General features: G+C 62.1%; 14 protein-coding genes. 6 read left to right on the top strand and 8 right to left on the bottom strand.

The features are described 5' to 3' along the window. Positions 1–40 precede the first annotated feature (40 nt). On the bottom strand, positions 41–1,273 hold the full coding sequence (locus tag DV707_RS16695; protein WP_103992596.1) for a hydroxyacid-oxoacid transhydrogenase: 1,233 nt from the start codon (positions 1,271–1,273) through the stop codon (positions 41–43). 104 nt (positions 1,274–1,377) lie between these two features. Between DV707_RS16695 and DV707_RS16690 the strand changes: the two genes are divergently transcribed. Next, positions 1,378–2,388: a 2-hydroxyacid dehydrogenase gene (locus tag DV707_RS16690; RefSeq protein ID WP_103992597.1), complete on the top strand. Its 1,011-nt coding sequence runs from the start codon at positions 1,378–1,380 to the stop codon at positions 2,386–2,388. Positions 2,389–2,437: 49 nt separating this feature from the next. Here DV707_RS16690 and DV707_RS19405 read toward each other — a convergent pair whose 3' ends face one another. Further along, on the bottom strand, positions 2,438–2,809 hold the full coding sequence (locus DV707_RS19405; protein ID WP_103992598.1) for an aldehyde dehydrogenase family protein: 372 nt from the start codon (positions 2,807–2,809) through the stop codon (positions 2,438–2,440). Positions 2,810–3,179: 370 nt separating this feature from the next. Between DV707_RS19405 and DV707_RS16680 the strand changes: the two genes are divergently transcribed. The 3 genes from DV707_RS16680 to DV707_RS16670 all read left to right on the top strand — a co-directional run bounded on the left by DV707_RS16680 (position 3,180) and on the right by DV707_RS16670 (position 5,818). Further along, entirely contained in the window at positions 3,180–4,118 is a 939-nt protein-coding gene (locus DV707_RS16680) for an alpha/beta hydrolase (RefSeq protein WP_200820932.1), read from the top strand. Positions 4,119–4,145: 27 nt separating this feature from the next. Then, entirely contained in the window at positions 4,146–4,574 is a 429-nt protein-coding gene (locus DV707_RS16675) for a hypothetical protein (protein ID WP_136361917.1), read from the top strand. A gap of 527 nt (positions 4,575–5,101) precedes the next feature. Beyond that, positions 5,102–5,818, top strand: coding sequence for an SDR family NAD(P)-dependent oxidoreductase (locus DV707_RS16670; RefSeq protein WP_103992600.1), 717 nt, complete (start codon positions 5,102–5,104; stop codon positions 5,816–5,818). 68 nt (positions 5,819–5,886) lie between these two features. Here DV707_RS16670 and DV707_RS16665 read toward each other — a convergent pair whose 3' ends face one another. From DV707_RS16665 to DV707_RS16650, 4 genes are all read right to left on the bottom strand, one after another. After that, the gene (locus tag DV707_RS16665; protein WP_103992601.1) at positions 5,887–6,714 is read right to left on the bottom strand and encodes a carbohydrate ABC transporter permease; all 828 of its coding nucleotides are present in this window, start codon (positions 6,712–6,714) and stop codon (positions 5,887–5,889) included. Then, complete coding sequence (locus DV707_RS16660) at positions 6,714–7,661, bottom strand: carbohydrate ABC transporter permease (protein ID WP_103992602.1); 948 nt, start codon at positions 7,659–7,661, stop codon at positions 6,714–6,716. The genes DV707_RS16665 and DV707_RS16660 overlap by 1 nt, the downstream gene beginning before the upstream one ends. Positions 7,662–7,736: 75 nt before the next feature. Then, the gene (locus tag DV707_RS16655) at positions 7,737–9,152 is read right to left on the bottom strand and encodes an ABC transporter substrate-binding protein (protein WP_160113954.1); all 1,416 of its coding nucleotides are present in this window, start codon (positions 9,150–9,152) and stop codon (positions 7,737–7,739) included. A 125-nt stretch (positions 9,153–9,277) separates the two neighbouring features. After that, positions 9,278–9,913 carry an IS6 family transposase gene (locus DV707_RS16650; protein WP_103992604.1) on the bottom strand — a complete coding sequence of 212 codons (636 nt, stop codon included), beginning with the start codon at positions 9,911–9,913 and terminating at the stop codon, positions 9,278–9,280. Positions 9,914–10,072: 159 nt separating this feature from the next. Here DV707_RS16650 and DV707_RS16645 point away from each other — a divergent pair, with 159 nt between their 5' ends. Further along, positions 10,073–10,498, top strand: a complete 426-nt coding sequence (locus DV707_RS16645) for an aldolase/citrate lyase/malate synthase family protein (protein ID WP_136361916.1) — start codon at positions 10,073–10,075, stop codon at positions 10,496–10,498. 107 nt (positions 10,499–10,605) lie between these two features. Further along, entirely contained in the window at positions 10,606–11,271 is a 666-nt protein-coding gene (locus DV707_RS16640) for an RraA family protein (protein WP_103992606.1), read from the top strand. Between the two features lie 4 nt (positions 11,272–11,275). On the opposite strand, the gene DV707_RS16635 is transcribed toward DV707_RS16640, so the two are convergent. Both DV707_RS16635 and DV707_RS16630 read right to left on the bottom strand, forming a co-directional pair. Then, the gene (locus DV707_RS16635) at positions 11,276–12,478 is read right to left on the bottom strand and encodes a CaiB/BaiF CoA transferase family protein (protein WP_103992607.1); all 1,203 of its coding nucleotides are present in this window, start codon (positions 12,476–12,478) and stop codon (positions 11,276–11,278) included. 69 nt (positions 12,479–12,547) lie between these two features. Beyond that, the gene (locus tag DV707_RS16630) at positions 12,548–13,732 is read right to left on the bottom strand and encodes a CaiB/BaiF CoA transferase family protein (protein ID WP_160113955.1); all 1,185 of its coding nucleotides are present in this window, start codon (positions 13,730–13,732) and stop codon (positions 12,548–12,550) included. Positions 13,733–13,759: the final 27 nt, after the last annotated feature.

The following is a 13,759-nucleotide window of genomic DNA, read 5'->3' as shown; positions in this document are numbered from 1 at the left end:
ACGGCGAGTTCAGAGTACTCTGGCGACGGCGCCGCCCGCGTCACAGCGACCTCCTGATGATGGCTTCGAGGTCGTCTCTCGTCACGCGGCGCGGGTTGCCGACGAGCAGGCGCTCCAGTTGGCTCGCCCGCTCTGCGAGGTGCGCCACGTCGTTGTCTCCGATACCGAGCGAGGAAAGGCCGCCCTCGATGCCGACGTCCGCCGCCAAGTTCTCGACGGCGGTCGCGGCGGCTTCGGCGGCCTCGTTGCGGCCTTTCCCGGCCACGTCCTCGCCGAGCAGGCTCGCGATCTCGGCGTAGCGGTCGGCGGCGCTGGTCGCGTTGAACCGCATCACTTCGGGGAGCGTGAGGGCGACGGTAACGCCGTGGGGCGTGTGTTGGACGGCGCCCGTCGCCATTGCGATGGCGTGCGTCGCGCCGAGGCCGGCGTTCGTGAACGCTACCCCTGCCATAAGGCTCCCGAGCGACATCTGCCTGCGCGCGTCCAGGTCGTGCCCGTTGTCGACGGCGTTGCGGAGGCCGTTCCCGATCTGCTCGATCGCCGTTCGGGCGAACTGGTCGGTGACCATCGACCGGCCGTTGTAGTCCGGCCGGTCCATCCTGCGGTCGGGAGCGGGTTTCGCGTCGTACCGACGGGTGACGTAGGCTTCGATGGCGTGTGAGAGCGCGTCCATTCCCGACGAAGCCGTCGGCCCGGGCGGGAGCGAGACCGTCAGTCCCGGGTCGACGAGCGCGATGTCGGGGCGCTGGTGACGGCTGGAGATGCCCGCCTTGAGGTCCTCGTCGGGCAGGGAGATCACCGTTACCGGCGACGTCTCGGAACCGGTGCCAGCGGTCGTTGGCAGGCAGGCAGTCGGAACGCCGGGTCCCGGAATCGAGTCGCCGCCGCCAGTCGGTTCCGCAACGTAGTCGAGGACATCGCCGCCGTGGGCGTGGACCACGCTCGTCGTCTTGGCGACGTCCATCGAACTCCCGCCGCCGACGCCGACGACGAGGTCAGGGTCGACATCGGCCGCCGCCGCGAGTGCGTCCTCGAACACGCCGATCGATGGGTCTGGTTCGACCCCGTCGAAGACGGTGTAGCTGTCGTCGTCGAGCGACGCGACGGCGTCGTCGAGTACCCCCGCATCGGCCACGCCCTCGTCCGTCACGACGAGGACGGAACCGGCATCGTATTCGGCCACGACGTCGGAGAGTTCCGCCGACGCTCCGACCCCGAAGGTGATGTTCTTCGACGTGCTGAATTCCCAGACGGACTCCGGTCGGTAAACCATTTCGTGTGTCCTCACACCGGGCAGGGAAAAATAGTTTGTTGCGCGTTAAAGCCTCGCAGAGGACAGGCGTAAGAATATTATCCGTCTCCGTCGACAGACAGTCTATGGACGACAGACCGCTGGTCTACCTGACCCGGGAGATACCACGGGAAGGACTGGACCGACTCGAAGACAGTTGCGAGGTGGTCGCCTGGGAGGAATCGACGGCACCACCACACGATCTCCTCGTCGATCGCCTGGCCGAGCTCGAGGCCGACGGGCTGTTCTGTAATGTCGCCGACACCGTCGACGCCGCGGTATTCGACGCCTCGCCGAACCTGCGTGCCGTCGGCACTATGTCCGTAGGTTACGACCACATCGACCTGCGGGGCGCCGCCGAACGGGACATCGCGGTCGGGCACACGCCGGGCGTGCTCTCGGAGACCACCGCCGACCTCGCCTGGGCGCTATTGATGGCCGGTGCGCGCCGCATCGTAGAGGCCGATCAGCAAGTCCACGACGGCGAGTGGGACACTTGGGGCCCGATGGTCCTGCTCGGGCGGGACATCCACGACGCGACCCTCGGCGTCGTCGGTCTCGGCGGTATCGGGACGGCGTTCGCCAAGCGAGCTGCGGGGTTCGATATGGACGTCTGCTACACTCACACTGGTCGAAACGAGGCGGCCGAGGCTGAACTCGCAGAGTACGGCGTTGACGCGACCTACTGCGATCTACCGGACCTCCTGGACCGCGCTGACTACGTCTCATTGCACGTCCCCCTCACCGATGAGACGGCGGGCCTGATCAGTGAGGACGAACTCCGTCGTATGGACAAAGAGGCGATACTCATCAACAGCGCTCGCGGCGAGGTAGTCGACACAGAGGCGCTCGACAGGGCGCTCGCGGAGGGATGGATACGACATGCCGCCCTCGACGTGACTGACCCGGAGCCGCTGCCGCCAGGACACTCACTGTGTCGCCACGCGCCTGAGAGAATTACCGTCACGCCTCACATCGGAAGCGCCTCCACCGAGACGCGCGGTGAGATGGCAGTTATGACCGCGGACAACATCCTGGCCGGTCTCGCTGACGAGGATCCGCCCTACTCCGCACTCGAACACGCGGGAATTCGCTGAAAATCGGAGTACGCTCGGTCAGCGGATCGATCCAGTTGGGTCACGCGCGTCAGTTGTCGTCGAGACGGGATATTACTCCACGTCCATCGTGAACGGGTCGCCCACCTCGCCGGAGTGGTCGATCCAGACGCTCTTGGTCTGGTAGTACGCCTCGAGTCCTTCGCGACAACTCTTGAGGCCGAGGCCGCTGTCCTTGTAGCCGCCGAACGGCGAGTTCGGTGCGACGATCTGATACTCGTTGACCCAGTCGATGCCCGGCCCGGAGGCCGTCAGTCATCCGCTTCTCCGGGTGTATGTCGGTCGTCCAGACGCCGGCTTCGAGGCCGTAGTCGGTGTCGTTGGCGACTTCGAGCGCCTCTGCCTCGTCGATGGTGATGACGCTCGCGACGGGGCCGAATATCTCCTCGCGGGCGAAGGTCATATCGTTCTGTCGCGTCTCGAGCTCGGCGAGTTCGTCGGTGTTGTCGTCGATGGCCAGGAGGCGAGAGCGGCGCCCGCCGTGGGACTTTCACGCCATCCGATCTCGAACGCCGAGCGGGCCACGGCAACGGCGTCTTCGACATCCGCTTGCGTCCTCGCAGGAACCGACGCCCAAAGGACCCGTCGTAGGGGTATTCGACTTTCATACAGTCATCGCTTGAGGACGGTCAGTACTCGCTGTCGACGAACAGGTCGTACGTCTCCATTGATTCGGGTGGATAATCGCGGTGGATGTAAGTAAAGGGCGTAGGTAGGTCTCTCACTCGGCCTGGGCGGCACCGTTTTCACCCCTCGAACCGAATTCTGATCAGGTGAGTCACGTGGACACAGATGTGAACCCACAGATGCGCGATGTCCTCGAGCAGGTCACGGCGCGGGAAGACCCCCCTGCCTGGGCGCTCTCGACCCCGGCGGCACGGCAGATCGCCGAAGAACTGTACGCCGACCGGGACCACAGTGCGTCGGTCGAACGGGAGCGGGCCTTCTCGATACCCGGGCCGACTGGTGAGATGGCGGTACGTCTCTATGAACCGGCCGAGGACGGTCCTCGGCCAGCACTCGTGTACTACCACGGCGGCGGCTTCGTCCGAGGAAGTCTCGACACTCACGATTCGCTCTGTCGCGCACTGGCCGAAGCGAGCGCTGCGACGGTGATTTCGGTCGATTACCGTCGAGCGCCGGAGAACCGGTTCCCAGCCGCGCTCCGGGACGCCCACGCAGCGTTCGAGTGGGTGTGCGAGCACGCCGCCGATATCGGCTGTAACCCGGATCAAGTCGCCGTCGGCGGCGACAGCGCGGGCGGCAACCTCGCCGCGGCGAGCACCCTGCTGGCACGCGACAGCGGCGGGCCAACGCCGGCCTACCAGCTCCTAATCTACCCGGCACTAGACCCGAACAGGACGGACGCGCTCCCGGCCGACGCGCCCGCCCTGCTCACACGCGAGGGGATGTCGTGGTACTGGAACCAGTACCTCGGCGACGTCGTCCACGGCGCCAACTCGTACGCGGCGCCGCTCCGCGCAGAGACGCTCGCGGACCTACCGCCGGCCACCGTCCTAACCTGCGAGTTTGACCCGCTGCGGGCCGAGGGACGAGACTACGCCCGACGCCTCGAAGCCGACGGCGTGGCGGTTGAGTCCGTCGACGTCGACGGGCACGCCCACGGCTACCTACTGTTCCCTGAACTGGACGCGACCGACGAGGAGATAGCGGCGCTGGCTCGGTCGCTCCCCTGGGAGACCGAGACCTGAGAACGAGTGTGGCCCTCCGCTCGCAGAGTGAGAGATTCAACAGCTCAACAGGTCTTAGAGCGCGTAGGCGACGTAGTAGTCGGTTCAGACCAGTTCGTTGTCTATGACGAACTCGGTCGGTCGAACGAAGCAGACGTGCTGGACCGTCTCATCTTAATGAGCCAGGAGATTGTACTTGCGGACCACTTCGCCCGTCTCCTCGTCGAATTCCACGAGATTGTAGATCTTCCCCTCATCCCGAATATAAAGATCCAGGTACCGGTCGGCATAGAAGATTGCGACATCGCGGAATTGCGGGTCGTTGGTCTCCTTGTAGGCCCGCCAGAGGACGCCCAACGTCGTGTAGCTGCACTCGACTGCGCTCGTGTGCGCGTGCTCGTGTCATCCGCGTCGTCCGCGTCGGCGGAGTCGGGGTCGTGGACATCGAACTCGCCGGAACCGGCGAACACGGTCTGAGGGGATCTGCCGAGAGTTTTAGTCGTACATCTCGATCATCGCGTCAGCCGCGGTGAGACCGTAGCAGACGTACGTTTGGTCGCCGCTGGCGTCGTACCCGCGGAACCTCACGTACAGGTAGTTCATCCCGCTGAACATAGAGTCGATGATGCCCGACTGGCTGAGTGCCTCCGTGTGCCCGTATGCGGCGTCGACGAACCGCTGTCGCTGGGTCTCGGTTTCGGCGTGTTCGCTGGTGAACCACGATAGACCCAGCTAGTGCCTGCCGGCCCAGTTTCCGTCGTCAAGGGTTTCCCACTCGCCGGTCGCTGGGTCGGTGAAGTACGGGAACTCTCCGCCGGTCTGTCCGAGCGTCTCGTCGATATGCGAAACCATAGCGTCTATGGCGGCGTCGACCCTCTCCGGCGAGAGTGTTTTCTGATCCTATAGGGAGGGATTTCCGCAGTTAGATCAGTAAGATTCGGTTCGTGTGCCTCAGGCTCCGGCGGTGGAAAGCTACTTATTGGTTCCTAACGAGCTTTCTCCTAATGGCACGAACAGCCATCGTGACCGGCGGTAGCGGCGGTATCGGACACGCCTGCGTCGAGGTGCTCGCACCCAACTACGACGTACTCGTCCACTACAACAGCGATCTCGAGGGCGCGGAGACGGCTGTCAAGACGGTCGAGGAACACGGCAACCGGGCCGCCGTCCATCAGTGTGACATCGCCGACCCAGACGCGGTCGCGGAAATGGTCGAGACGGCCGAGGCCGAACTGGGACAGATCGATCTACTCGTCAACAACGGCGCCGTCTTCCTCGAGACGGCCCTCGAGGACATCACGCGCGACGAGATAGACCTCGAGGTCGACGTCAACCTGAAAGGGACCGTACACTGTACAAAAGCTGCCCTCCCATCGATACGGAAGTCCGAGTACGGCCGGATCATCACCATCGCGTCGACCTCCGGACCCCACGGGAGCCCCACTGATCCGGTCTATGCGGCGACGAAGGGCGGCGTCATATCTTTCACGAAGTCAATCGCCCGGATGTACGCGAGCGACGGGATCCTCGCGAACGTCGTGGCCCCGGGTCCGACAGCGACGCCGATGATGCGGGAGGAACGCCGACCCGGAATCAGGGAGTCGTCACCGCTCGGTCGATTGACGCGACCGGAAGAGGTCGCCGACGCGGTCGAGTACTTCGCGTCGGCGACCGGCGTCACCGGCGAGGTGCTCGTCGTCGACGGCGGTCGGAACATCTAGCGACGAGCGACACCGTTTCGAGGACTCAACCGGGGAGCTACCGCGAGAAGAGAAGGGGGTACCGGACGCTACGTCGCGAACGCGTTCCCGAGGTAGCGCCGGGAGATCATATACAGGATGGTCGGCGGCGTCCCAATGAGGATCGTCTCCGCCATCAAGAGCGCCCAGGAGGTCTGCTCACCGCCGGTTGTCGAGATGAACAACTGGACGACCGCCGGGCGCGGTCCGCTCCCAGTTGTCAGCATATTCGCGAACAGGAAGTCGTTCCAGCCGACGAGGAAGGAAATGAAACCGACTGCGATGATAGCGGGCATCGACAGCGGAAGAATCACCCGGAGGAACGCCGAGAACTGTGTACAGCCGTAGACCTGTGCGGCCTCCTCGATGTTGTCCGGGAGCCCCTCGAAGAAGTCCCGCAGGATCCAGATGGCAAAGGGCGTGACGAACACCTGGTAAGCGAGCCACAGCCCCGGAATGGTGTTGTACAGACCGAAATCGTTCCAGATGTCGACGATCGGAACGATGAGTAGGATGTACGGGAACAGCAACGCGACGATGATCGCATAGAACGCGATGTCCTTGCCTGGGAACTGCTTCCGACCGAAGACGTACGCGCCGGGGATAGTGATGATCAGCGAGAGGACTGCCGTACCCGTCGCGATTAAGAAGCTGTTTTTCAGGGGTGTCGCCAGGTCACTGAATGCCGTCCTCCATGGGTCGAGGGTGGGGTTCTTCGGAATCCAGTGTACCGTACCAAAAACCTCGCTGTATGGCCTGAACGAGATGCTCAACGCGTAGATGAACGGCAGGAGTGCCATCGCGAGTAACACGACGAGCGTCCCGTACAGGGCGATCTTGTACAGGTAGTCGCCGTATCCCTGCTGTTTCACCGACATCACGCACCAGCCTCCTTCTGGCGGTTGAACTCGCGGATGAACACGAACACGAACGCGAGCGTAAGTACGAGCAGTACCATCCCGACCGCGTAGGAGACGCCCAGTCGGCCATCTAAGTACGCGAGGTTGTACATCAGCACTGCAAGGATGGACGTCTCGTAGCCCGGACCACCGCCGGTGAGCTGCAGCGGCTGGGAGATCTTCGAGAGGTTCCAGATGAGGCGGATGCTGACCGCGATCAGTATCGCTGACTTCAGCTGCGGAAGCGTGATTCGCAGGAACGTCTGGAGCCTGGACGCGCCGTACACTCGCGCGGTTTCGTAGTGTTCGTCGGAGATGTTCTGGCGACTCGCGAGGATGATGATGAACATAAACGGCCAGAAGGTCCAGGCCGTCACCAACGTCACCACCGTGATGGCGGAGTCCCCGTTGACCGTCCAGTAGATCGCCTCATTGAGGATGTTGTTGTTCGTCAGGTAGGTAAACACCGGCCCGATCGACGGGTTCAGCAGGAAGAGCCATACCGTCCCTGTGACAACCGGTGGCATCGTGTACGAAACCAGCAGGCTCCCACTGACGACGTTCTGGAAGCGATCGAGGTTCGCGACGACGAGTGCGGCCACGAGCGCGAGGAACAGCTGGACGAAGATAGCCAGCCCGTAAATAACGGTCGCCTCTATCGACGTGAAGAAGGCGTCCCACCTGAACAGATTTACATAATTCTGGATGCCGACCCATTCCGGCTCGCCGAGGAACGGCCAGCTGTGGAAGCTCATCCATATGCCGCGGACGAACGGGTACCATAGTAGCGCGACGAGGTACGCGAGCGTCGGAAGCAGTAAGGCGTACGCGAACCAGTTGTCCTTGATCGTTTGCCCGTACAGCCTAAAGCGTCCTCTGACGCCATCTAAATCGCGTTCTCTGGCCTGTTGGGTATCTGTTGCCATATGTGGTTGATAATTGATTATAATGATTGGAGTTAGTTAAATCGGTTGGGCAAGGGAAAACGGACGAAGGCCCCTTTACAAGAAGTCGTTCCGAATGGTTTCAGCTACGTTATCACAGGCCTGGGCCGGCGATATTTGCCCCTTGAGTGCCTTCTGTAGTTCCGGCCCGGGTACGTTATACTGCATCGACACGGTCGCGGGGTGGGCCTCCCACAGCATCTCGGTGTTTTCTGCCATTGTCTTCGCTGCACCATAGACGTTGTGAGACTTGCTCGGCAGGTCGGACCACACGTCGTCGCGGATCGGCATCAGCCCGAAGTTCTCGAACAGTGCCCGCTGGTTCGACTTGCTGGTGAAGTACTTGATCAGTTCGATAGCCGCCTGCTGTTGCTTCTCCCACTCTGCAGAGTCCGCTCCCTCAGGTGGTTTCGTGATGCCGAAGGTGAGCGGGCGGATGAATCCGGCCGAGGGCGTGTCGCTCGTCCCGCCCTGCCACATCGCACCCCACTGGATATCACCGTTGGCCATCATCTCAGGGGCGGCATCAAGGAAGTTCGGATGGTTGAGGAAGTCGCCGCCGGTCATACTGCACCGTCCGGAGACGATCTCTTGGACCATCGACTCGTCGTCGTGGGTCGGCGTACCGGGGCCGGAGAGTTCGTGCTCGGTGAAGATCTCGACCCAGCGCCGGACGCCCGTTTTATACGCTTCGTTGTCCCAGTACGTGTCGCTCCAGTCGTCATTGAGGAATGTCCCCTCCTCGCCGCCAACGTCGGAGACGAGCGTGGGCGCTCGCGCGTCGAACGCGTCGAACTTCGTCCCGTGGATCTGGTAGCCGTACTCGCCGGGACCGTCGTTCTGCAGCGTCGTCGCGATATCTATGAGGTCGTCGTAGTCCTTGGGTGGGAAGCGATCCCGGCTCAGCCCCGCCTCGTCGAAGTGGTCCATACGAGCGACGAAGGGGACCTGCACCGAGAAGCCCAGCGGCACCTCGTAGATAACATCCTTGCCGAATCCGTTCCACTGCTCCTTCGCCAGTGGCGTGTACCACTCGATCGCCGAGAGGAAGTCGTCGGAGAACTGGTCCTGGTACTCGGAGAACGGGTGGATCCACTCTTGGAACTGGCCGTCCCATGCGGACGTCGAGTCGTACAGAACCGGATAGTTACCCTGGCTGAACGAGGTCTTCCACTTGGCGCCGATGACCCCGCCGTAGCCGGTCCAGTTCATATTAACCTCTGCGCCGGTGTTCGTCGTGAACGCGCTGACGAGCGCCTGGCTCACTGCTTTCGCTTTGCGCGACTGGACGTTGACTGTGTTCCAATAGTCGATCGATACGTCAGACAGGTCAGTAGACTCATCGCCTGGTGTTGGCGTATCAATCGAGCTGTCCGTTTCGGTCGGCGTTGAACCGCCATCGTCCGTCGAACCGTTGCCCGAACAGCCCGCGAGGCCGAACGTGGCGAGGCTTGCGCCCGTGAGTTTGAGCATCGAGCGGCGGCGAACCGCGTTGCTGGATCCGTCGATCTGTGTGGGATTATCTTTCATAGCCGTAGCCTAATCGCATAAATAACGGTTATGTATAAAAGTTTTTGGATTTGACTGACAGGCATTTTTCAGAGTAGCTGATTGAAGCAGACAGCGAACGCTTGGAGCCACGTTTCCGCTGTGTTCAGATCAACGTGCTTGAAGTGATTTGCAAACGGCTCAATTCGGCGTTTGCGTTCTTTGAAGACGCGTTCGACGGCATTCCGATTCCCGTGGGTGACGTGTTGGAATCGGAGCGAGTGGCGATGGCAGGCCGCCTGCAGCCAGGGTGCGCCATCGACCAGAAAGATCGCGTCGTCGACGAGATGTTTCTCGCGGAGTTCCGTGAGGAACATCTCGGTCAGCGCTTGGGTTCTGGTCGGGAAGAGCCGCACGTGTAGCAGGCGACTTGTGTCGCGGTCGACCGCCGCAAACAGCCAGTAGCGCGGGTCATTCACTCGAATTACGGTCTCATCAACCGCGACGTAATTCGGTTCGTAACCCTCTGTGGGCTGTCGATCGGCCTTCTGAATCCAGTTTTGAACGGGAGAGCGACACCGTTGGACACCCACGTTTGCGAGGACTGAGACGGTATCCGATAGCGATACTTCCGCCAAATGCAGTTGGATACCCAGCCTCATCGCCTGCTCGGGTGTCGCCTCTCGCCCCACAAACGCTAACTCCGGAAAGTCACTACATCCGATGCGGCGGTCCGGTTCTTGCATAGGCACCAACGAACTACGACCGCCTCACTTTTCGATCTTATCTGAACAGTGCCTCGTCCGGATGCATAAAAACACGAAGCTCGAAATACAGCGGGCCCTCGATATCGGGACCAGCGGCGTCCAGATTCTCTAGATAGAGACTCGCGAAAGGAGGCAAAGGTGGCCGTCGACGACTCCCGGTTCGATCCGATCGGCGAACGTGGCCCCCCACCGTACGTCCGAGCCAGCGGGTACACCAGCGATCTCGACTACACTGACCAGCAAAACGAGACGGTGGCCGTCATCGTCCACATCGAAGGGAAACGGAGGAACGACAACGTCGAGGAGATCGTAGAAGCCGAGAGATCCGGTATACTCTTCTCCGGGCCCTACGGCCAGCGCCAGTCGCTCGAGATTCCCAGCCAAGTATGTGACGAGCGAGTGGAAGAACTGATGGGAGAAGTCTGTGAGAAGGCTGTCGACAGAGACGTCGGCGGTGGCGCGTACGCGGACAGGCCCGTCGATGGCCCAGCGATGAATAGACGCCGGCGTCCAGTACGTGACGGTCAAAGTCGACGCGGAGCTACTGACCGAGCGACTGGCTGACGTAACGAGGAGTATCGACCGCGCTGTCCGAGGGCCTGGCCAGCACGACGGTAGAAGGGATCGGCACCCTGTTTTATGTAGTTCTGCGCTGTTACCGTAGACACGTTATGACAAGCGATATCGAGACGCCGGAACTCTGCGAGCGATACGAACGGCTGTACACGGGCGCGCTGACCGACGTCCTCGACGACCACGACATCGTCGACCAGACCCTCCACCCCGACATCGCGCCACTCACCCAGGATATGCGGACCGCTGGCGTCGCCTATCCCGTCGTCGGCCGGCCCAACCGCGCGGTCGACGACGAGGAGAACATCCGAAACATCCTCGAGATGTTCGGCGACGCACCCGAGGACTCGGTGCTGATGTACGACACGAATGACGACCGGGCGGCCCACATCGGCGAGCTCTCCGTCACGTCGCTCAAGGCGAGGGGTTGTCGCGGTGCGGTCGTCGACGGCGGCGCGCGGGACGTCGCCTACATCCTCGAACGGGACTTCCCGGTGTTCGCCCGTTACAACACGCCGGCCGACGCCGTCCCTCGATGGGAGATTCTCGACTGGGGCGTCGATGCCGTGGTCGGCGGTATCGAAGTCTCACCGGGCGACGTCGTCGTCGGCGACGTCGACGGCGTCGTCGTGGTCCCCGAGGCGGTTCGCGAGGAGATTTTGCTTGAGGCCGAAGAACTCGTCGACACCGAAAACGAGGTTCGCGAGGCCGTCCGCGACGGCACGTTGCCGATAAACGCCTACGACGAGTTTGGCGAGTTTTGAGCAGTCACTCCTCGTCTTCTTCTACCAGGACGATGCCCCCGTCCACGAGCCGGTCGATCTCCGAGTCCTCGTATCCGATTTCTTGCAGGACTGCCACCGAGTGTTCGCCGCGCCGTGGCGGGCGTTGTCGGACCTCCATCGGCGTCTCGGAGAGTTCGACCGGCGACCCGGTAGTGGTGTAGGTCCCGCCGTTGGGATGCTCGACTTCGATGAGCATTTCGTTGTGCTGGACCTGCGGGTCGTCGGGCAGGTCCTCAATCCCCGACATCTCGACGGCCTGAACGTCGACGTCCACGAGGTCCTCGACGACACGTTCTGCGGGCATCTCGCTGGTTGCCGCCTCGATGGCGTCGTGGATCTCATCGCGGTGTTCGAACTGCTCTCGCTCCGAGTCGTACTGTTCGAGGCCGTCAACGTCGAGCGTGTCTGCCACGTGGTGCAGGTCGGCCATCCCGATCGCGACGTATCCGTCAGTCGCCTCATAGACGCCGTAGGGGGGCCACAGCGTCGGATGGCCGTGGGTCTTCCGGCCGCGCTCGACGTCGACATCCATATTGAGCGCGATCGTCGCCTCCTGGCACTGCAGATCCACCGCGGAGTTGAGTAGGCTGGCATCGAGTTTCTGCCCCTGGCCAGTTCGATCGCGATGGAAGAGCGCGAACATCACGTTGAGTGCGATCGAGGTCGCGGAGTGTTCGTCGATTACGACGGTGCCAGCCGGCGTCGGCGGGTCGTCGGACCGACCCGTGTACGAGGTCAGCCCAGTCATTGCCTGATACAACAGGTCCTGGCCGGGCCGGTCCGAATACGGACCGGTGGACCCGTAGCCTGAGGCCGAAACGTAAATGATGTCGTCGTTGACCTGCTGGACGTCCTCGTAACTCAGTCCTAGCCGCTCCATGACACCCGGTCTGAAGTTCTGCATTAGGACGTCCGCCTCAGCGATGACGTCGAGGGCGACCTCGCGTCCCTCGTCGGATTTGAGGTCGATAGGGAGGCTTCGTTTGTTTCGGTTCATCGTCAGAAAATAAGGGCTGACCCCCTCGTGGAACTTCCCCGCGGCGCTATAGTGACGGGAGGGTTCGCCTCGTGGCGGTTCGATCTTGATCACGTCCGCACCCATATCGCCGAGTTTCTGGGCGGCCCAGCCCCCCTGCATCAACTGCGTGAAGTCGGCGATCGTGATACCGGTTAGTGGCTGTCGCATACGGATAGACGATAGCGCCACTGACACAAAAAAACCACTGTCAGCCGATCAAGGCTCGCCGCCTGCGGGTCAGGTGTCGTTTACGCCGGTGATCGCGGCGATCTTGTCGTCGTCGTACCCGAGTTCTGCGAGGACCTCGGCCGTGTGTTCGCCCAATTCCGGCGGGCGCTGAGTGACAGCCTCCTCGGTCTCAGACATATCTACCGGGAATCCGGTCGTCTGGAAGGTCCCACCGTTGGGGTGTTCGACTTCGATGATCATCTCGTTGTGCTGGATCTGTGGGTCGTCTGCCACCTCCCCTGGCTTGGCGACTTCCACGGCCTGGATGTCCGCTGCCGAGAGGTGGTCGACGAGTTCGTCGATCTGCCACTGTCGGGTCTCGGCCTCGATGACGTCGTGGATTTGGTCCCGGTATTCGTACAACTCTGCTTGCGACTCGTACGTATCGAGTTCGTCCTCAAGGTCGAGCGTCTCTGCGACCAGCGGGAGCGGGGAGTACCCTAGTGCCAGGTAGCTGTCGGCCGTCTCGTAGATGCCGTAGGGCGGGTTGAGCATATGGTGACCGTGCATCTTTTCGCCCCGTTTCGGCTCGTTTTCGGAGTTCAGCGCGAACGTGATCTCCTGGCACATAAAGTCCACGGCGGAATCGAGGAGGCTCGCCTCCAGCTTCTGCCCCTCTCCGGTCCGTTCCCTGTGGAACAGTGCCGAGACGGTGTAGTACGCGATCAGCGTCGCGGAGTGTTCGTCGACGAACACCGTGCCGCCCGGCGTCGGTGGATCGTCCGCCCGACCGGTCAGCGCGGTCAGCCCGGTCATCGCTTGGTACAGCAGGTCCTGCCCTGGGCGTTCGACGTACGGCCCGGAGGAGCCGTAGGCGGACGCAGATACGTATATGATATCCTCATTGACCTCCCGAACGTCCTCGTAGCTCAGTTCCAGTCGCTCCATCACGTCGGGACGAAAGTTTTCCATCAGGACGTCGGCTTCGGCGATGATGTCGAGGGCGGCCTGGCGACCCTCGTCGCTCTTGAGGTCGAGCGCGACGCTACGCTTGTTTCGGTCCTTGGCCAGGAAGCCGGGAGCGACGCCGTCGAAGAATTCGCCGGCGAACGCGACCTGTCGCTCCGGTTCACCGTGTGGCGGTTCGATCTTGATCACGTCCGCGCCCATATCGCCGAGTTTCTGGGCGGCCCAGCCCCCCTGCATAAGTTGCGTAAAGTCTGCGATGACGATATCGTCCAGTATCTGTTGCATAGATAATCTCCAGATAGTAACGGCATA

The organism is Halobellus limi (assembly GCF_004799685.1).
Taxonomy (GTDB): domain Archaea; phylum Halobacteriota; class Halobacteria; order Halobacteriales; family Haloferacaceae; genus Haloquadratum; species Haloquadratum limi.
Note: the sequence above shows the minus strand (reverse complement) of the source record. Positions and strands in the feature narration are given on the sequence as shown.

Bases quoted from the DNA above. Each gene is read 5' to 3' on its own strand.
- DV707_RS16695 (WP_103992596.1), bottom strand. From the start codon at position 1,273: ATGGTTTACCGACCGGAGTCCGTCTGGGAATTCAGCACGTCGAAGAAC.
- DV707_RS16690 (WP_103992597.1), top strand. From the start codon at position 1,378: ATGGACGACAGACCGCTGGTCTACCTGACCCGGGAGATACCACGGGAA.
- DV707_RS19405 (WP_103992598.1), bottom strand. From the start codon at position 2,809: ATGACCTTCGCCCGCGAGGAGATATTCGGCCCCGTCGCGAGCGTCATC.
- DV707_RS16670 (WP_103992600.1), top strand. From the start codon at position 5,102: ATGGCACGAACAGCCATCGTGACCGGCGGTAGCGGCGGTATCGGACAC.
- DV707_RS16665 (WP_103992601.1), bottom strand. From the start codon at position 6,714: ATGTCGGTGAAACAGCAGGGATACGGCGACTACCTGTACAAGATCGCC.
- DV707_RS16660 (WP_103992602.1), bottom strand. From the start codon at position 7,661: ATGGCAACAGATACCCAACAGGCCAGAGAACGCGATTTAGATGGCGTC.
- DV707_RS16655 (WP_160113954.1), bottom strand. From the start codon at position 9,152: ATGCTCAAACTCACGGGCGCAAGCCTCGCCACGTTCGGCCTCGCGGGC.
- DV707_RS16650 (WP_103992604.1), bottom strand. From the start codon at position 9,913: ATGCAAGAACCGGACCGCCGCATCGGATGTAGTGACTTTCCGGAGTTA.
- DV707_RS16640 (WP_103992606.1), top strand. From the start codon at position 10,606: ATGACAAGCGATATCGAGACGCCGGAACTCTGCGAGCGATACGAACGG.
- DV707_RS16635 (WP_103992607.1), bottom strand. From the start codon at position 12,478: ATGCGACAGCCACTAACCGGTATCACGATCGCCGACTTCACGCAGTTG.
- DV707_RS16630 (WP_160113955.1), bottom strand. From the start codon at position 13,732: ATGCAACAGATACTGGACGATATCGTCATCGCAGACTTTACGCAACTT.